Source organism: Hyphomonas sp. UBA4505, from assembly GCF_002388685.1.
Lineage (GTDB): Bacteria > Pseudomonadota > Alphaproteobacteria > Caulobacterales > Hyphomonadaceae > Hyphomonas.
Genome location: NZ_DGMZ01000003.1, coordinates 261623 through 278988 on the forward strand (window position 1 = coordinate 261623; position 17366 = coordinate 278988).

Genomic DNA, 17366 nt, shown 5'->3' on the forward strand with positions numbered 1-17366 from the left:
ATGTCTATTCCGCCGCTGCCGGAAGTTCCATCTCTGTCAGTCCGGTGTACCGCTTCAGATGGTGATCGATATTGCCGAACTCGGAATCGATCATCGTCAGGCGTTTGAAATAGTGTCCGACAGCCAGTTCGTCTGTCATGCCCATGCCGCCATGGATCTGCACGGCTTCCTGACCAATGAAGCGACCGGCTTGACCGATGCGCACCTTGGCAGCGGATGCCGCCTTCTTGCGCGTGACTTCGTCTTCATCAAGCTTGAGCGTGGCCATGTAGGTCATGGAAATCGACTGCTCATGCTCCATGAACATATCGACCATGCGGTGCTGCAGCACCTGGAACTTGCCAATCGGAACGCCAAACTGCTTACGCTGGCGTGAATATTCGACCGTCATGGCGTGCGCCACCTTCATGGCGCCGCAGGCTTCGGCACAGATCGCGGCGATGGCCTCGTCGGTAACGGTTTCGATCAACGGCAGACCATTGTCGACTTCGCCAATCACCGCTTCTGCGCCAACCGCGACGTTCTCGAAGTAGACTTCCGACGCGCGGCGACCATCGACCGTCGGATAATCGCGGGTACTTACGCCCTGCGCATCCTTGGCAACGACGAAGACTGAAACGCCATTGCTGTCACGGCGATCACCTGACGTGCGCGCTGTCACAACGAAGTGGGTTGCCCAAGGCGCCCCAATGACCACGGCCTTGTGCCCATTCAGGACAAAGCCGGCGCCGTCTTTCTTGGCGGTCGTCTCAAGATCGGCCAGATTATAGCGACCGCGCGGTTCTGCGTAGGCGAATGCAAAGATGTTCTCGCCCGACATGATGCCGCTAAGGTATTCTTCCTTTTGCGCATCCGTGCCGCGCTTGAGGAAACCACCACCGCAAACAACGCTCGGCACGTAAGGCTCGACCACGAGGCCCTTGCCGAACTCTTCCATGACGACCATCGCATCAATCGGGCCGCCACCAAGGCCGCCATCTTCTTCGCTGAACGGTGCCATCAAGAGACCAAGCTCAGCAAACTGTGCCCACATTTCAGGACGCCAGCCCGCTTCGGACTCGACCACCTTGCGGCGCGTGTCGAAATCATACTGCTCGCGGATCAGCCTCGAGAGGCTGTCGCGGATCATGTTCTGCTCTTCGGTGAAATTGAAGTCCATCTTCTATCCTCCCTGCCTCGTGCGCCCTAAAGGCCGAGGATCATCTTTGAAATAATGTTGCGCTGGATCTCGTTGGATCCACCGTAGATCGATGTCTTGCGCATGTTGAAATACGTTTCAGCCGCAAAGTTCGCATGGTCGGGACCGACGCCAAATCCGTCATTCCCCGTATTTTCCATGCCATAGCCATACGGAGCACCATAGTTTCCAACGGCCTCGAGCGTAAGCTCGGTCAAGCGCTGCTGAATCTCGGTTCCCTTCACTTTCAGGATCGAACTTTCGGGCCCGGGGCCTTTGCCTGCTGCCTCGGAAGCCAGCGTGCGAAGTTCAGTGAATTCCAAAGCGGTCAGGTCGATTTCGAGCTGGCTGATCTTGCGCGCAAAATCTTGCGATTGAAGCAATGGCTGACCATCAACCAGCTCTTCTGACGCGATACTGCGCAAGCGTTCAACGCCCCGCTTGGAGCGCGCAACGCCAGCGATACCGGAGCGCTCATGAGCAAGCAGGAATTTCGCGTAGGTCCAGCCTTCATTTTCCGTGCCGACGAGGTTTTCAACCGGAACGCGGACATCCGTCAGCCACGTCTCGTTCACTTCATGCGTACCATCGATCAACTTGATCGGCTTCACTTCGATGCCCGGCGTGTTCATGTCGACAAGGATGAAGCTGATGCCTTCTTGAGGTTTCTTCGCCGTCGGGTCCGTACGGCAGAGGAAGAATCCCCAATCCGCGTGCTGCGCCAGCGTGGTCCAGGTCTTCTGGCCATTCAGAACATAATGGTCGCCGTCGCGAACCGCTGTCGTCTTGAGGCTTGCAAGGTCAGAACCTGCGCCTGGCTCGGAATAGCCTTGGCACCACCACACTTCGCCGGACCGAATGCCTGGCAGGTGACGAGCCTTCTGCTCTTCATTGCCGAATGTGTAGATAACTGGCGCAACCATCGACACACCGAATGGCAGAGGCATCAACGCATCAACGCGAGCATTCTCTTCCGACCAGATATAGCGCTGGGTAGAGGTCCAGCCGGTGCCGCCGTATTTTTCAGGCCATGCAGGTGTTGACCACCCCTTTTTACCGAGCACTTTGTGCCAGGCGAGGAATTCTTCGCGCGTAAGATCCTCACGCGACCCGATACCCTCAAGTTCTTTCGGATAGTTTTCGCGAATGAATTCGCGGACCTCATTGCGGAAGGTAATCTCTTCCGGCGAAAAATCGAGATTCATGACGGCTCCTCACTGTGCGCTTGATGCGCATCGTACTTATCCCCTCTAATTCAGCCATTTTCGGCTAAAGGCAAGGTGACGTGAGCGTAAACGTCAGGTTCTCGTCGCGTCAGGTCGCATTTGCCGCTGAAGGCTCAGCAATGAAAGGGGCACACGCTGTCTTGAGCAACCCAATTGCCGTAGCGGAACCCAGTCCGCCCCCGGTTTGAAACTCGAGTTGAAGGAGGGGTTGCAGGCCCAACCGCTCGACTGCCGCCTCATGAGCTGGTCGCCGTGTCACGTGCGATGCTATGCAGTGACTGATGGCCTTTGGTTCGATTGAATGCACAACCGCGGCGGCGATAGTGGTTGCAAATCCATCCAGAACCACCGGGATTCCCTGATGCCGCGCCGCAATGATTGCGCCGACACAGGCCGCCAATTCCCGACCGCCAAGATATCTGAGAGCTTGTAACGGATCAGCCAGATGCCCCCGATGCAAAGCCAGCGCGCGCGATACGACGTCCACTCGCCGCTCTACCAAATTGGCCGTGGATTGATTGTCCGGCCTGACCCAGTAATCCGGCGCTCCGCCATACAATGCGCACGCGACAGCCGCGGCGGCGGTGCCGACCCCTGCTCCGGAGACGGCAAGCGCGAGCAGATCCGGCTTTTCCTCGGTGGCCTCAAACCCGTATGCGATGGTCGCGGCACATTCCCGCTCGGTCATGGCCGGCTCCTCCGCAATACTTGGAGTTGGCTTGTCGATGGCAAGATCGAACACGCGTATGGCGGCTCCGGCCTGTGTTGCTATTGCCGACAGCGGCGCCTTGCCTTCCCGCAGTGCATCAACATGTGCGCGCGTATCCGTCTGACTTGAGAGCGAGACACCCTCTGACTGAAGGCCGTGTGAACTGGCGAACACTGCCAACACCGGGTTTTCGATACGTGGAGGAAAGCGATGCTGCCAATTAGCAAGCCATTCTGCGGCCTTGCCGAGACGACCGAAATCTCCCTCACGGCCCATTTCGAGCAATGCCGCACGCACTTTCTGGCCAGGGGCCGGATCCACATCCACCGACGCCTTAATTAGAGACCTGGCATCCGCCAATGGTGAAGTTTGTTGTGCCGGCTCACTCAAAGCAGGTTGCTCCCAATGCATTTGAAATCGATTTCATCTTATAGCAGACAACACATGTTAACTGCGACAAGGTTTTGTTACCTCGTTTATGAGATACTTGTGTCCTCTCGTGAGCTGACTAACCTAAATACATGACCACTCAACCCATAAAATCCCCTTGCATCAAAGTGTGCGCTGTAGACGCCTCTACAGGACTCTGTCTCGGTTGTGCACGGTCACTTAAGGAAATCGGAAGTTGGGTAAGACTGGGACCAGACGGACGCGAGAAGATAATGGCCGAATTGCCTGAGCGGATCACCCGGCTTGAAGCGCTCGGCAAACGCTAGGATTTCTCGATGTCCATAGGAAAGACCCTCGTATCCGGATTTGGCGCAGCTGTGCTGATTTCCGCAACTGTCGCTTTCTTTCTCGTCCCTAGGCTGGAGCAGCATCAGGCAGAGATTGCCACAATGCAACCGGATCCGGCACCGGCCCCGTCCGAGAAGCGCACATCGGTAAACTTTGCGGATGCCGCCATTATCGATCGCGAGTCAGATGGCCATTACTGGACCCGCGCCGAAGTGCATGGAACAGCGGTCAAGTTCATGGTCGATACCGGAGCCAGCACCGTCGCCTTGACCTTTCGTGATGCTCAGCGGATTGGTTTGAAACCGGAAACGCTGGACTACAAATGGGAAATTCGTACGGCTGGCGGCATCACATATGGCGCTGCCGTCACGCTGGATAATATTCGCATAGGCCAAGTCGAAATCGAACGTGTCGATGCCATGATCCTCAAGGACGGGCTCGAACAATCGCTCTTGGGTATGACCTATCTTGGCGAACTCTATTCATACGAGTTCAAGCAAAGCCAATTGATCATACGCCGGTAATTTTCTCACCGTTCTGGCCTTTTCCGACACCAACTTCCCACGCGAACCTTTCTGCATCGCCGGCCCATCGGGCATAGGCCACGCGACCCTCAAGTCCCGCTGCATCCATCAGGTCGCGATACCAGTAGTCAGCCCCGGCATTCAGCCTTTGCGGATGCACGCCCCAGAGCAGACAGGCCGTGCGCAAGCGCTGATCGTCCAATGACCCGTAAAGAATCGGTGCCGTTCCTCGGACTCTGGCAAAACGGGCGAGCCGATCAAAAGCGCCAGTACGTAGGGCCAGCGCTGTCGCACCTTCCGCCTCGGCCATACCCTGGGCCGTCTCTGCAACAACATCGATTGCGCTTTGCGCAGGTATGTCACCCGAAAACTGTTCCAGCGACCGCCGATAATCCTCAGCGCCCTCTGTGGCACGGATGATCCGGGACATGATGGCCACCGTGGTGGCGGGATGGCGTCCGACTGCGGTCTCACCTGACAGCATGACTGCGTCTGCGCCTTGATAGATGGCCGTGGCCACATCGGAAGCTTCGGCGCGGGTCGGGGCGGCATTCTCAATCATGGATTCCAACATCTGCGTCGCCACGATTACCGGCCGGCCCAGTCCGCGAGCACAACGTACGATCCGGCGCTGGATGACAGGCACGTCTTCAGGCGCATACTCAACACCGAGATCCCCTCGCGCGACCATCACAGCGTCGGCCGCGGCAACAATAGGCTCCAGGTTTGAAATGGCGGCAGGCTTTTCGAGTTTGGCGACAAGCGGTGCCCGACCAGCAATGATGGCCTTCACTTCTTCGATGTCTTCAACTGTCTGCACAAAGGACAATGCGACGAGATCAACGCCAATCTCGAGCGCGAAATCAAGGTCGGCGCGGTCTTTGTCGGTCAATGCTCGCACCGGCAGGGCCTTGCCGCGAACCGTGAAGCCCTTCTTGTCGGTCAACTTGCCAGGCACGTCAGCTCGCACCATCGGCTTGCTGCCTGCCTGAGTTACGGTGAACATCAGCTTGCCGTCATCCACCAGGATAACGTCGCCTTCTTCGAGGATTTCGACAATCTCGGCGTGCGGTACTGGAATGGTATCTTCCGCCTCGGTCGTCTCAGCGGCAACGACCGCATATTCCTTCTGATACCGCAGTCGCAGCTCTCCACCCGGCAGCGATCCGACGCGTACTTTGGGCCCCTGCAGGTCTCCCAGCGTAGCGAGGGGACGACCCGTTTCTTTTTCAGCGGCGCGCACAGCATCCAGGGCATCTTTGTGTGCACTGTACTCGCCATGGCTGAAGTTCAAGCGGAAGACGTCAACGCCTGCATAGGCCAATGCCAGAACTTCCTTCGGCGAGCGACTGCCCGGACCGAGTGTTGCGACAATCTTTGCGTTCTCACCAATTAGCCGATTTTCAGTCATTCCGCCCTCCTATGACAAGGTTGACACCGGTCCTATACGAGTCCCTTCGGGTATGCCAGCCGATCTGTTTTTCCCCCGCTCAATACACAAAAACTTCATGTGCGTGCATCCAATCGACCAAGTCGATGCATCTTCCTATGCAAAAGGAGAAATCGAGCATGAAATCAGCCCTCTTGGCCCTGTCTGTCCTGGCCGCCTGCGCCGTGCCCCTGTCACAAGCCGAAACGCCGCCCACCGAAGATCGGGTCGAACCTGTCCAGGTCATGGTGCTCGGCACCTATCATTTCGAAAATCCGGGCCTGGATCTGGTGAACACGGATGCAGATGATGTGTTGGCGCCGCACCGCCAGGCGGAACTGCAAGACCTGGCCGAGCGGCTGACCGCGTTTCGCCCCACCGCCATCGCCCTGGAGCGCATCCGCCAGACCGATGATGCGCTCGACCCGAACTTTGTGGACTTCGTCCCCGAGGATTTGACCCGAAAGCGCAACGAGAGGGTCCAGATCGGCTACCGCATCGCGCACGAGACCGGAATTGACCGGGTCTACGCAGTCGACACTCAGGATGGTGAAATCGCCTACTTTCCCTTCGATCGGGTGGAAGCCTTTGCTGCACGCACGGGCCGGGAAGACAAGATCACCAGTCTGATCGACACAATTAAGACCCAAGCCGAAGTCCTCATGCAAGACCAGGCCTCAACCCCCATCGCAGAATTGCTGGTCCGACAGAATGACCCGGCTGTGATCCGCACCATGCATTCAGACTTTTACTATGGCCTGCTCGACATGTCGGATATCGAAGATGCTGCGGGTGCCGTTCTGAACTATGGCTGGTATGCTCGCAATGCCGAAATCTTCGCGAACATCACCGAAATTGCAGAACCAGGAGACCGGATCCTCATCGTATACGGATCAGGACACAACTATTGGCTGCGCCACTTCGCGCAGGAAACGCCCGGCTTCGAACTGGTCGAAGCCACCCCCTACCTCACCGATTAGTCGACAGCAAACGGATCATAATTGAGAATCGGCGCAAGCCAACGCTCCGCCTTGCGCGTCTCCCACCCCTTGCGCCGCGCGTAATCCTCGACCTGGTCTTTTTCGATACGTCCAACCGCAAAATATACGCTGTCGGGATGCGCGAAGTAGAGTCCCGAAACACTGGCTGCAGGCGTCATGGCGAAGCTGCTGGTCAGCGAAACGCCAATGCGCGCCTCAGGTTCGAGCAGGCGGAACAGGGTTTCCTTCTCGGTGTGTTCCGGCTGGCTCGGATAGCCGGGAGCCGGCCTGATGCCGCGATACTTCTCCTTGATCAGTTCAGGATTGGACAGGTCTTCATCGGGAGCATAAGCCCACAACTCCTTGCGAACACGCTCATGCATGTATTCCGCCATCGCCTCTGCAAACCGGTCAGCCAGCGCCTTGACCATAATGGAGGAATAATCGTCGCCTCTCTTAATGAAGTCTTGCGCAATTTCCTCCGCATGCGGACCTGAAGTAACGCAGAATCCACCGATCCAGTCATCGCCTTCCGGTGCAACAAAGTCGGACAATGCGAAGTTGGCGCGGGAATTATCCTTCACCATTTGCTGGCGAAGCGTATGAAAGACATCCCCTGAATCGAGGCAAATATCATCGCCATCAGAATTTGCCCTCCAGAAGCCCACCACAGCTTTCGGCTTCAACCACGCTTCCCCGACGAGTTGTTGCATCATGGCTTGAGTGTCATTCCAAAGGCCGGTCGCAGCCTCGCCGACAATCTTGTCTTCCAATATCTGGGGATACTGACCCGCCAGGTCCCATGCCGAAAAATAGGGAGTCCAATCGATATAGCGCGCCAACGTCGCGAGATCGAAATCTTCAAAAGTCCGCACGCCCTCAAACGTTGGCTGTGGCGGCGTGTAAGTTTTCCAATCTAGTTTGAGCCTAGCCTCGCGCGCCTGACCTATCGGCAGTCGCGGTTTCGGCGGACCGCCCGCGCGCGCTTCGCGCATCCGCTCATAGCGTGCTTTGGTCTGCGTTACAAAGGCCGGTTTGTCGTCTTCGCTCAATAGCGTGCTGACGACGCCGACGGCACGGCTCGCATCGGACACATGCACAACGGGGGCTGTTCGGATGACCGGATCAATCTTGACCGCCGTATGAGCGGGACTGGTCGTAGCACCACCAATCAGGAGTGGCTGTTTCATACCACGCCTTTCCATTTCAGAGGCGACATAGACCATCTCATCAAGACTTGGTGTAATCAGGCCTGAAAGCCCGATGATATCGACACCCTCTTTTTCGGCCGTATCCAGAATGGTTTCTGCGGCCACCATGACACCAAGATCCAGGATCTCATAACCGTTGCAGGCCAGAACCACGCCCACAATATTCTTGCCGATGTCGTGAACATCTCCCTTCACAGTCGCCATCAGAACCTTACCATTCGAAACATCCACAGTGCCGAGGCGCTGCTTCTCCTCCTCCATGTAAGGTTCGAGCCAAGCGACAGCCTGTTTCATGACGCGCGCGGACTTCACCACTTGCGGCAGGAACATCTTGCCAGAGCCGAACAGGTCGCCAACGACATTCATCCCGTCCATCAGGGGGCCTTCGATGACATGCAGCGGACGCTCGACCGATTGGCGCGCTTCCTCGGTATCCGCATCAATGTATTCGGTAATGCCGTGCACGAGCGCGTATTCGAGCCGCTTCGCGACAGGCGCCTCGCGCCAGGACAGATCCTTCTCGGCCGTCTTTCCTTTCTGGCCCTTGAAGCCTTCAGCTATCTCGATCAGCCGTTCAGTGGCATCCTCGCGGCGGTTCAGAATCACGTCTTCGACGCGCTCGCGCAGGTCAGCCTCGATATCATCATAGATATCGAGCTGGCCGGCATTGACGATGCCCATATCCATGCCTGCCGGAATGGCATGATAGAGGAAGACAGAATGCATGGCGCGCCGAACGGGCTCATTGCCTCGGAAGCTGAATGAGACATTCGAGAGCCCACCGGATATATGACATCCCGGGCATGTTTTGCGAATTTCGCGCGTCGCCTCAATGAAGTCGACCGCGTAATTGTTATGTTCTTCTATGCCCGTTGCGACGGCAAAGACATTCGGGTCAAAGATGATGTCTTCAGCGGGGAACCCGACTTCTTCAGTGAGAATTCTGAAAGCACGTTGGCAGATCTCGACCTTGCGGTCTTTGGTGTCGGCCTGACCCACTTCATCAAACGCCATAACCACGACGGCCGCGCCGTAAGCGAGGCAGGCTCGCGCCTGCTTCCGGAACGTCTCTTCGCCTTCCTTCATGGAAATGGAGTTGACGATCGCCTTGCCTTGAACACATTTCAGGCCAGCCTCGATCACCTCCCATTTGGAAGAGTCGATCATGACCGGGACACGGGCAATGTCCGGCTCGGCGGCGATCAGGTTCAGAAAGGTGCGCATGGCCTCGGCGCCATCCAGCATGCCTTCATCCATGTTTACGTCGATCACCTGCGCGCCGCTCTCGACCTGCTGTCGCGCGACCTCAACGGCATCCGCGTAACGACCTTCGGTGATCATTTTCCGGAAACGCGCAGAACCTGTCACATTGGTACGTTCACCAATGTTCACAAAAGATTGGGAAGCTGCAATTGTCATTTTCTCGTTTTCCCGGCGTCTAGCGGCCAGTTGCCATCGACCACAGAGGGAAACCCGTCTGCAGGACGATTATACCAATAAATCCAGGCGGTTTCGCCTGACTCAGCCCCGGTGTCATCCAACAGGGAAATTCGTTTACGCAAGTATAGACTGGTCACCGGGTCGTTGGTTACGTCCTCGAAGGCATCCATTGCTGACATGATCGCTGTATCGCCGATCCGCCAGCGAATACCACGGCAAAGCTCATTACCCTCGATGACGCCCGGAAAACCTCCAAGATCGATCATCCGCCCTCGAAAGCGGCAGGGCGCCCCGAAGACACCCGCACTGTCCAGCGGCAGATCGGCGGGTTGCCCGGCCGCGCCCAGCTTGAGCAGTCCATAGAAAACGAAAAGGTCTCCGACCTCCACGGCTCTGGCCGTCATGAGGCCACCTCGAATGGCTCCAGCCCCGACAGGCGCATCGTGTGTTTGCTCGGCGCCGGGTCACGTGGCTTTATGCTGTCGACTGCGTTGGCGATCGCCGCGATATGTTCCGGGGTGGTACCACAACAACCACCCAGAATGTTCACAAGACCATCCTTCGCCCAACCACCTACAGAACCGGATGTTTCTTCAGGTTGCTCATCATACTGGCCCATTTCATTCGGCAGACCAGCATTCGGATAGGCAGCGACAAGCGTGTCCGCTACGCGTGACAGAGCCGCAATGTGCGGCCTCATCAAGTCAGCGCCAAGCGCACAATTGAATCCGATAGCAAAAGGCTTCGCGTGACGTACCGAGTTCCAGAACGCCTCGACCGTCTGGCCGGACAGTGTACGACCAGACCGGTCAGTAATCGTGCCGGAAATCCAGATGGGCAGTTGGTCCATGCCCTCTTCTTCAAGGTCCATGATCGCCTTTATCGCCGCCTTGCAATTCAGAGTGTCTGTAATCGTCTCAATCAGGTAGAGATCGACCCCACCCTCGTTCAGCGCACGGATTTGTTGGCGATAGACTTCATAGACCTCATCAAAGGTCACAGACCGAGCGCCTGGATCGTTTACATCCGATGACATGGACAACATCTTGTTTAGAGGCCCGATGGAGCCCGCCAGGAACCTCGGCTTGTCCGGCGTCTTCGCCGTCCACGCATCGGCCGCAGCCCGGCCGAGCTTCGCCCCTTCCAGATTGATGTCCCAGACAGATTGCGGGTCCAGCTTGTAGTCATCCTGCGCGATGACCGTTGCGCTGAACGTGTTGGTCTCGGAAATGTCGGCACCTGCTCCATAATAGGCATCATGCAGGTCGGTCACGATATCCGGCCGCGTCAGGCACAAAATATCATTGTTTCCTTTCATCTGGCCGGGATAATCAGACTCGCTGAACCGAGTCCCTCGGTAATCTCCCTCCTCCAGGCCGCGCCTCTGAATCATGACCCCCCACGATCCATCGAGAATGAGAATTCGTTCCTTGGCGGCTGCCTTCAGGGCGCTGATGCGATCTTGTCTGTTCATGGCTCAAGCGGCCTCAACTGGTTTGGGTTTCAGTCCGAGCAGGCGACAGGTGGACAAAGCCAACCCAGCCCGGTTCAGCGTGTAAAAATGGAAATCGGAGACCCCCTCATCGGACAATTTCCGACAAAGGTCCGCCGCAACATTAGCTGTTACTAGTTCCCGCGTTTCCTGATCCTCCTCAAGGCCCTGATAGAGCTCATGCAGCCAGGTCGGCAGTGATGCGCCACACAGTTTAGAAATACGCTTCAAGCCCTTGAAATTCGGTTGCAGCATGATGCCCGGCACAATGGGCATGGTAACACCACCTGCACGAGCCTTTTCCAGAAAATTCAGGTAGATTTCCGGCTCGAAGAAGAATTGCGTGATTGCTCGATCCGCACCTGCATCTTGCTTTGCTTTCAGAAACGCGATTTCGGCGTCCCACCCCTGACTCTCAGGATGAAGCTCAGGATAACAGGACACAGAAATCTCGAAGCAGCGACCGAGATCGGGCCGATGGGCACGAATGCCTTCAATCAAATCGATTGAATCCCTGAACCCACCGGGGTGCTGTTCGAATTTCTCGCCCATGCCACTCGGTGGATCACCGCGAAGGGCAACAATATGCCTTACCCCAGCGTCCCAGTAATCTTCCGCAACGGACAACACTTCATCCTTGGTTGCACTGACGCACGTCAAGTGACCAGCCGGTCGCAAATGGGTCTGTTGAGCAATCCGGCGAACAGTGTCGTGGGTGCGCTCACGCGTAGATCCCCCGGCGCCATAAGTGACGGAAACAAAATTCGGAGTCATCGGCTCGAGGCGCTCAACCGTTTCCCACAGGCGATCAGCCATCGCTTCGGATTTGGGCGGAAAAAACTCGAATGAAACAGACGGCGAGCCTGCCTGCCGAGGGGTAACGAGCGAGCTCATGCGACATGCTCCTTGGGTTTGGCGGACTTGACCGCCTTCCAGATATTTACGGTGAGACCATCCTGTTCACCTTCGGGAGGCGCAAAGGAACGCGGCTCGAAGAGGTCGAGGCCCACATCGGCAGACCACACAGCCATAGCTTCGTGCGCCATACCCAACCGGTGATGGCCATACTCGGCGCGCAAAAACTCCAGATCATGCGGTGCGAAATCCACGATCAGGAGCTGGCCGCCGGGCTTCAGCACACGGCTAGCCTCCGCGATCGCCCGATTTGGCGCGTCCATATAGTGAAGAACCTGATGAATGATCACCAAATCAGCAGAGTTGTCGTCAAACGGTACAGCTGTCACGTTCCCCTGACGCACGCGGGCACCATGCACGCCTTGCTGTTCCAGATTTGCCCGCGCGACAGTGAGCATATGATGACTTAGGTCAATGCCCTCTGCTTCCTCGGCCAACGGTGCAAATAGGCTCAGCATACGTCCAGTACCGGTTCCGAAATCCAGGACGCGCCCAAATGGTCCCATCCCCGCGAGTTCGACTAGAGCCCCCTCGATCAGATCGTTGGGATAGTGAAGAGACCGCAAACGGTCCCACGTCTCAGCGATGTTTGAGAAGTAAGCTTCAGCTGATTCCGCACGCGCAGCGCTCACTTCGTCCAGACGTGCTGCATCACGAGCCAGTTCCGGCTCGTCTCGATCCAGTTGCGCAAACAAGGAATCCAGAAATGCTTTTCCATACGACCCGGTTGAAGCGCGGTAGAAGACAAATGAACCTTCAGGCAAACGCTCAACCAAACCTGCAGCCGTGAGCGCCTTCAGGTGGTGAGACAGGCGAGGCTGGGACTGCTCCAATACCTGCACCAGTTCCCCGACCGACAGGTCGCGCTGGCGCAACAGGGCCAACACCCTCAAACGAGTGGGCTCCCCTGCTGCGCGCAGAGCCTCAATCATGGATGACAGCCGTGAAGTCATTTAATGATATAAACATTGATTTATATGTTTTTGCAACACAGCTTTACAGAAATATCACCTATGCGTGTTTCGGTAGAGATTGAGAGTTGAAGCGCCAGCGCTTAACTACCATCTACCGGCTTCCACAACGGGGTTATCCACACATGACACAGCGACTCTTTGCTGCGGTTCTTGCCATGGGGCTAGGAGCCTGTGCGTCCACACAAAACCTTGAATCCGGCACCGTTCCCGATCCTTACGAAGGCTTCAACCGTCAGATGTTCGCCTTCAATAGTGGCGTAGACAAGTATGCGCTCGGCCCCGCAGCAGACTTGTATGAGACGGTGACCCCCGAGTACGGTCGCGACCGACTGAGCGACTTCCTTCACAACTTGAAGTCTCCAGTGATCTTTGTGAACGATGTCCTGCAGGGCGAGAGTGATCGCGCTAGCGAAACGTTCGCTCGATTTTTTCTGAACTCGACGCTGGGTATCGCCGGACTTTGGGACGTTGCTGAGTATACCGGTATTGAGAAGCACAATGAGGATTTTGGACAAACCCTTGCTGTGTGGGGTGTCGACAGCGGCCCCTTCCTGATCCTGCCCCTCATGGGTCCAACAACGCCGCGTGACCTGTTCGGTAGCGGTGTGGATCGTGCGCTGGATCCGCTTGTCTGGACAGAGTTCGATAACAATCCCGACCTCGACGATCACATCGAAATGAGTCGTGGAATTCTCGGAGGGCTGAATGCCCGCGTCGCCCTCGATGATGCGCTGGAGCAACTGAATGCTCAGCCAGAGCCCTACATCGCTTTGCGGAGACTTTATTCATCCCAGCGTCAGGCAGAAATACGTAATGGTCGCATAGACGAGGAAGATGCTTACGAGGATCTCCCTGATTTTGACGAATTTGAAGAGTAGGTCCGGGGCGTGATGACCACCAACAGGAGCGAAATGTGAAACGCTACTACCGATATTTTGCATTGGCTGGCGCTGCAGTATTGATGCTTGCCCCAACCAGCCAGGCAGACGCAAAGACAGAATCCTATGTTCAGGAGAATGCCAGTGACGTATTGGCATCGCTGAACGATCCGTCCCTGGACTCAGAAGAGCGCACAGAAAAATTCAATACTTACATGGATGAGTTCACCGACATGACTGCGGTGTCCAACTTTGCCATTGGCAAGTATGCGCGCCGCTTCAGCGAAGATGAGTTAGCTCGCTACCGGAAAGTTTTTCGGGAGTATGCACTCGCAGTTTATGAGAATGAACTCGACGCCTATCGCGGAGAAGCCGTGATCGTAAAGGATTCGGTGGATCGATCTGCGACCGATTCGATCGTCAACACGGTCATTAAGCGTCAGGACGGCAAAGACATGGATGTGCGGTGGCGCGTTCTGACCCGCGACGGCAAGTATCAGGTCGTAGACGTTGCCCTGAATCTGGACGGTAATTTGATCTGGCTCGCAATCGAACAGCGCGCCCAATTCCTCGCTTTGCTAGACCGCTCGAACGGCTCGGCCGAGGCCTTGATTGACAAGATCGAAAGCATGAAGCGGAAGCTGGAAACCGAGAAGCGAAGCTAGTCGTCTGAAATCAGCCAAAGACCAATAGCCCCCACCAGACGGCTGGTTGGGGGCTTTTTTACGTGTGGCTTACACGCTCCAGCTGCGGAACGGTTTTCCAGTCAGCTCCCGAAAGCGACTCGCATCAGTTTTCAGCTTCTGCGCCAGATTAGAACGAATCCTGTCGTCGAATTCTGGAACTTCGACGGGTTTCCTCGTTTTGACCGCTGCGCGCAGGGAGTCGATGAGGACTCGCGGCGTGCGCGAACGGACGTATCTCCCCATACCTGTATCTCGCATTTGCCCCCACCAACGAGGCATTTTGCGAATTTCCTCTCCCGAATTTGCCTCGGGCAGATTGCTCAAATGTTCGACGGCCGAAGGTGCCAGACCGATATGCTCTGCGATCCGCCTGAACACGGAGGAAGAGTTGGCAAGCAGATCGTTGAAATCTACGATTAAAATGTCGTCTTTAGACCAGTACTCAAAGTAGGGCTCCAACTGGTAAGCATATTTGCTAACCATAAGTATGTGCTCACCCTCATGTGTGTCGAACACATCAGCCGGCTCAGCGAGAGATGCTGAATGCATGAATGTATGCTTGTATTGGGACTCGGCCCGCGCAACGGGATCCCGGGCGATAAAGATCAGCTTCGAGTTCGGAGCATTTTCATAAGTCCGCGCTGGTGCGCCTGGAAACATGTCCCGCTTTGTATAGTTCGGACAAAAATCCACCCAAGGAAGGTCCGAATTGCCAAACTGTTTGCGATACCAGCCGAGGCCTCGCGCAAAATTTTCTTTGGACAGATAAAAGTCAGTTTCCTTGCATTCCGGCACGGCCACTAGACCGCTTTCAAGGAATACTCGGTACAGGGCGGTCGTGCCAGCTCGCATCGCCCCAATGACGATTGCGTCAGCCGCAGTCTTGTCCCCTGGTTCGCCGGTTTGGATCATCGTCGAACATTCCCGCATTGTCATGGGCACAAATGCCCAATTCGAGCATATACGCACATTCTGTCCCCACCCTTCAAAGGGTGAGCCTCTTATCGGCAAAGGAATGACAACGCGCAAGCATTTCGTTAACCAATGCTAACGAAATTCGAATTTATACCAAAATTCGATCACACTTCTCACTACCCGCAAAGCAAACGCTCATCAGTAATGCGATGACAATTCATTTTTAGTTTGGGCCAACAAGTACGGCCCGACTTCCAGCGGGCCGAAAATCTTGCCAATCAGCGGGCAAATTTCTTGAACTTCAGACGCTTGGGATTGACGGCATCCTCACCTAAGCGGCGCTTCTTGTCTTCAAGGTAGGAAGAAAAGTCGCCTTCGAACCATTCAACATGGGAATCGCCCTCGAATGCGAGAATGTGCGTTGCCATACGGTCCAGGAACCAGCGATCGTGCGAAATGATCACCGCGCAGCCGGGGAAATTGTCGAGACCTTCTTCGAGCGCCTGCAAGGTTTCCACGTCGAGATCGTTGGTCGGTTCATCTAGCAGAAGCAAATTGTGGCTACCTTTGAGCATCTTGGCGAGATGGACACGATTACGCTCACCACCAGATAGGAGCCCGACTTTTTTCTGTTGATCTGTGCCCTTGAAGTTGAACGCGCCAACATATGCGCGCGACATGACTTCAACACCACCCAAATCGATGACATCCGTCCCCCCGGAGATTTCCTCCCAGACATTCTTGTCGGAATCGAGTTTGTCGCGACTCTGGTCAACATAGCCAATCTTCACCGTATCACCGATGCGCAGGCTACCCTGGTCTGGCTTCTCCTGCTCAAGGATCATTTTGAACAAGGTCGATTTACCCGCACCATTCGGGCCGATGACACCAACAATACCACCAGGAGGCAATTTGAAGTCCAGATTTTCGATCAGGAGATTGTCGCCGAATGCCTTTCGCAACCCTTCCGCCTCCAGAACGACTCCACCAAGGCGCGGGCCGGGGGGAATCCGGATTTGTGCGGTCATGACCTTCTCGCGCTCAGCCTGCGATGCCATTTCCTCATAGGCGTTGATACGCGCCTTGGATTTTGCCTGACGCGCCTTCTGACCAGAACGAACCCACTCAAGTTCCTTCGCCAGGGTGCGCTTGCGACCGGACTCTTCACGCGCCTCCTGCTCCATCCGCTTGGCCTTTTGCTCAACCCAGCCGGAATAGTTGCCCTGGAAGGGAACACCGCGGCCACGGTCGAGTTCGAGGATCCAGCTGGTAATATCATCAAGGAAGTATCGGTCGTGGGTCACGAGGATCACACAGCCCTGGAAGTTGATCAGATAATTCTGCAGCCACGCAACGGTTTCGGCGTCGAGGTGGTTGGTCGGTTCATCCATCAGGATCATGTCGGGCTTTGAAAGAAGCAGCTGGCAGATCGCGACACGGCGAACCTCGCCGCCGGACAGGCTTTCCACATCCGCGTCATCATCGGGGCAGCGCAGCGCGTTCATCGCCATCGAAATCTTGGAGTCGATGTCCCATGCGTCAGCCGCATCGATCTTCTCTTGCAGCGCCGTCATCTGCTCCATCAACTCGTCGGAATAGTCTTCGCCAAGCTTTTCTGAAATGGTGTTGAACTCGTCCAGCATCTGCTTTTCAGGGCATTTTGAAGCGACATTGTCGAACACGCTAAGTTTGGGGTCGAGTTTCGGCTCTTGCGGCAGGTAACCGACTTTCACGCCCTCGGCCGCCCAGGCTTCGCCTTGAAAGTCCTTGTCTTCGCCCGCCATGATACGCAGCAGCGTGGACTTACCAGACCCGTTGACACCGACGACACCGATCTTGGCATCCGGCAGGAAATTCAGGTGAATGTTCTCGAACACCTTCTTGCCACCGGCATATGCCTTGGTCAGGCCTTGCATTTGGAATACGATTTGGGGACCGGCCATTGAAAGCGTCTCCTGAAACTTTGGGGGAATATGTCGCCTCAGTTACGCGGACGTGGCCGAAAATCAAGCGGGTAAGCGCAACCTGTTCTGAGAAACATCTCTGGCAAACCTCGCTCAGCCAGAAACCTC

Annotated in this window: 16 protein-coding genes; 5 read left to right on the plus strand and 11 right to left on the minus strand. The window is 56.0% G+C overall.

The window, feature by feature from the left end; genetic code table 11:
• Nucleotides 1–4: 4 nt before the first annotated feature.
• The 3 genes from B3527_RS02880 to B3527_RS02890 form a co-directional block, all read right to left on the minus strand.
• Nucleotides 5–1159: an acyl-CoA dehydrogenase family protein gene (locus B3527_RS02880; protein ID WP_206990711.1), complete on the minus strand. Its 1155-nt coding sequence runs from the start codon at nt 1157–1159 to the stop codon at nt 5–7.
• Nucleotides 1160–1185: 26 nt separating this feature from the next.
• Entirely contained in the window at nt 1186–2382 is a 1197-nt protein-coding gene (locus tag B3527_RS02885) for an acyl-CoA dehydrogenase family protein (RefSeq protein ID WP_290479618.1), read from the minus strand.
• Between the two features lie 109 nt (nt 2383–2491).
• Nucleotides 2492–3433, minus strand: a complete 942-nt coding sequence (locus tag B3527_RS02890; protein ID WP_242517322.1) for a nicotinate-nucleotide--dimethylbenzimidazole phosphoribosyltransferase — start codon at nt 3431–3433, stop codon at nt 2492–2494.
• A 200-nt stretch (nt 3434–3633) separates the two neighbouring features.
• On the opposite strand from B3527_RS02890, the gene B3527_RS02895 reads away from it, so the two are divergent.
• Nucleotides 3634–3828, plus strand: coding sequence for a DUF1289 domain-containing protein (locus B3527_RS02895; protein WP_206990714.1), 195 nt, complete (start codon nt 3634–3636; stop codon nt 3826–3828).
• 9 nt (nt 3829–3837) lie between these two features.
• On the plus strand, nt 3838–4374 hold the full coding sequence (locus B3527_RS02900; RefSeq protein WP_206990715.1) for a retropepsin-like aspartic protease family protein: 537 nt from the start codon (nt 3838–3840) through the stop codon (nt 4372–4374).
• Here B3527_RS02900 and pyk read toward each other — a convergent pair.
• Nucleotides 4361–5785, minus strand: a complete 1425-nt coding sequence (gene pyk, locus B3527_RS02905; RefSeq protein WP_206990716.1) for a pyruvate kinase — start codon at nt 5783–5785, stop codon at nt 4361–4363. The two genes, B3527_RS02900 and pyk, sit on opposite strands and share 14 nt — an antisense overlap.
• 158 nt (nt 5786–5943) lie before the next feature.
• Between pyk and B3527_RS02910 the strand changes: the two genes are divergently transcribed.
• Nucleotides 5944–6783: a DUF5694 domain-containing protein gene (locus tag B3527_RS02910; protein WP_206990717.1), complete on the plus strand. Its 840-nt coding sequence runs from the start codon at nt 5944–5946 to the stop codon at nt 6781–6783.
• On the opposite strand, the gene metH is transcribed toward B3527_RS02910, so the two are convergent.
• Genes metH through B3527_RS02935 form a run of 5 tightly spaced genes read right to left on the minus strand, consistent with a single transcriptional unit; the run spans nt 6780 to nt 12773 of the window.
• Nucleotides 6780–9413, minus strand: coding sequence for a methionine synthase (metH, locus tag B3527_RS02915; protein ID WP_290479619.1), 2634 nt, complete (start codon nt 9411–9413; stop codon nt 6780–6782). The two genes, B3527_RS02910 and metH, sit on opposite strands and share 4 nt — an antisense overlap.
• Complete coding sequence (locus B3527_RS02920; RefSeq protein ID WP_290479620.1) at nt 9410–9838, minus strand: gamma-glutamylcyclotransferase family protein; 429 nt, start codon at nt 9836–9838, stop codon at nt 9410–9412. Before B3527_RS02920 ends, metH begins: the two co-directional genes overlap by 4 nt.
• Nucleotides 9835–10908 carry a homocysteine S-methyltransferase family protein gene (locus B3527_RS02925; protein WP_290479621.1) on the minus strand — a complete coding sequence of 358 codons (1074 nt, stop codon included), beginning with the start codon at nt 10906–10908 and terminating at the stop codon, nt 9835–9837. The genes B3527_RS02920 and B3527_RS02925 overlap by 4 nt, the downstream gene beginning before the upstream one ends.
• A gap of 3 nt (nt 10909–10911) precedes the next feature.
• Entirely contained in the window at nt 10912–11820 is a 909-nt protein-coding gene (metF, locus tag B3527_RS02930; RefSeq protein ID WP_290479622.1) for a methylenetetrahydrofolate reductase [NAD(P)H], read from the minus strand.
• On the minus strand, nt 11817–12773 hold the full coding sequence (locus B3527_RS02935) for an ArsR/SmtB family transcription factor (RefSeq protein ID WP_290481109.1): 957 nt from the start codon (nt 12771–12773) through the stop codon (nt 11817–11819). The genes metF and B3527_RS02935 overlap by 4 nt, the downstream gene beginning before the upstream one ends.
• Nucleotides 12774–12937: 164 nt before the next feature.
• Here B3527_RS02935 and B3527_RS02940 point away from each other — a divergent pair, with 164 nt between their 5' ends.
• A complete protein-coding gene (locus tag B3527_RS02940) occupies nt 12938–13693 on the plus strand; it encodes an MlaA family lipoprotein (RefSeq protein WP_290479624.1) in 756 nt (251 codons plus the stop codon).
• A 35-nt stretch (nt 13694–13728) separates the two neighbouring features.
• Nucleotides 13729–14358 carry an MlaC/ttg2D family ABC transporter substrate-binding protein gene (locus B3527_RS02945; protein WP_242517323.1) on the plus strand — a complete coding sequence of 210 codons (630 nt, stop codon included), beginning with the start codon at nt 13729–13731 and terminating at the stop codon, nt 14356–14358.
• A gap of 69 nt (nt 14359–14427) precedes the next feature.
• Here the strand turns inward: B3527_RS02945 and B3527_RS02950 are convergent, their stop codons facing one another.
• Entirely contained in the window at nt 14428–15291 is an 864-nt protein-coding gene (locus B3527_RS02950) for a sulfotransferase family protein (protein WP_206990724.1), read from the minus strand.
• Between the two features lie 281 nt (nt 15292–15572).
• On the minus strand, nt 15573–17237 hold the full coding sequence (ettA, locus tag B3527_RS02955; RefSeq protein WP_290479625.1) for an energy-dependent translational throttle protein EttA: 1665 nt from the start codon (nt 17235–17237) through the stop codon (nt 15573–15575).
• Nucleotides 17238–17366 lie beyond the last annotated feature (129 nt).

Bases quoted from the DNA above. Each gene is read 5' to 3' on its own strand.
- B3527_RS02950 (WP_206990724.1), bottom strand. From the start codon at position 15,291: ATGATCCAAACCGGCGAACCAGGGGACAAGACTGCGGCTGACGCAATC.
- B3527_RS02910 (WP_206990717.1), top strand. From the start codon at position 5,944: ATGAAATCAGCCCTCTTGGCCCTGTCTGTCCTGGCCGCCTGCGCCGTG.
- B3527_RS02940 (WP_290479624.1), top strand. From the start codon at position 12,938: ATGACACAGCGACTCTTTGCTGCGGTTCTTGCCATGGGGCTAGGAGCC.
- B3527_RS02900 (WP_206990715.1), top strand. From the start codon at position 3,838: ATGTCCATAGGAAAGACCCTCGTATCCGGATTTGGCGCAGCTGTGCTG.
- metF (WP_290479622.1), bottom strand. From the start codon at position 11,820: ATGAGCTCGCTCGTTACCCCTCGGCAGGCAGGCTCGCCGTCTGTTTCA.
- B3527_RS02925 (WP_290479621.1), bottom strand. From the start codon at position 10,908: ATGAACAGACAAGATCGCATCAGCGCCCTGAAGGCAGCCGCCAAGGAA.
- B3527_RS02920 (WP_290479620.1), bottom strand. From the start codon at position 9,838: ATGACGGCCAGAGCCGTGGAGGTCGGAGACCTTTTCGTTTTCTATGGA.
- B3527_RS02895 (WP_206990714.1), top strand. From the start codon at position 3,634: ATGACCACTCAACCCATAAAATCCCCTTGCATCAAAGTGTGCGCTGTA.
- ettA (WP_290479625.1), bottom strand. From the start codon at position 17,237: ATGGCCGGTCCCCAAATCGTATTCCAAATGCAAGGCCTGACCAAGGCA.
- pyk (WP_206990716.1), bottom strand. From the start codon at position 5,785: ATGACTGAAAATCGGCTAATTGGTGAGAACGCAAAGATTGTCGCAACA.
- B3527_RS02885 (WP_290479618.1), bottom strand. From the start codon at position 2,382: ATGAATCTCGATTTTTCGCCGGAAGAGATTACCTTCCGCAATGAGGTC.
- B3527_RS02935 (WP_290481109.1), bottom strand. From the start codon at position 12,773: ATGATTGAGGCTCTGCGCGCAGCAGGGGAGCCCACTCGTTTGAGGGTG.
- B3527_RS02880 (WP_206990711.1), bottom strand. From the start codon at position 1,159: ATGGACTTCAATTTCACCGAAGAGCAGAACATGATCCGCGACAGCCTC.
- metH (WP_290479619.1), bottom strand. From the start codon at position 9,413: ATGACAATTGCAGCTTCCCAATCTTTTGTGAACATTGGTGAACGTACC.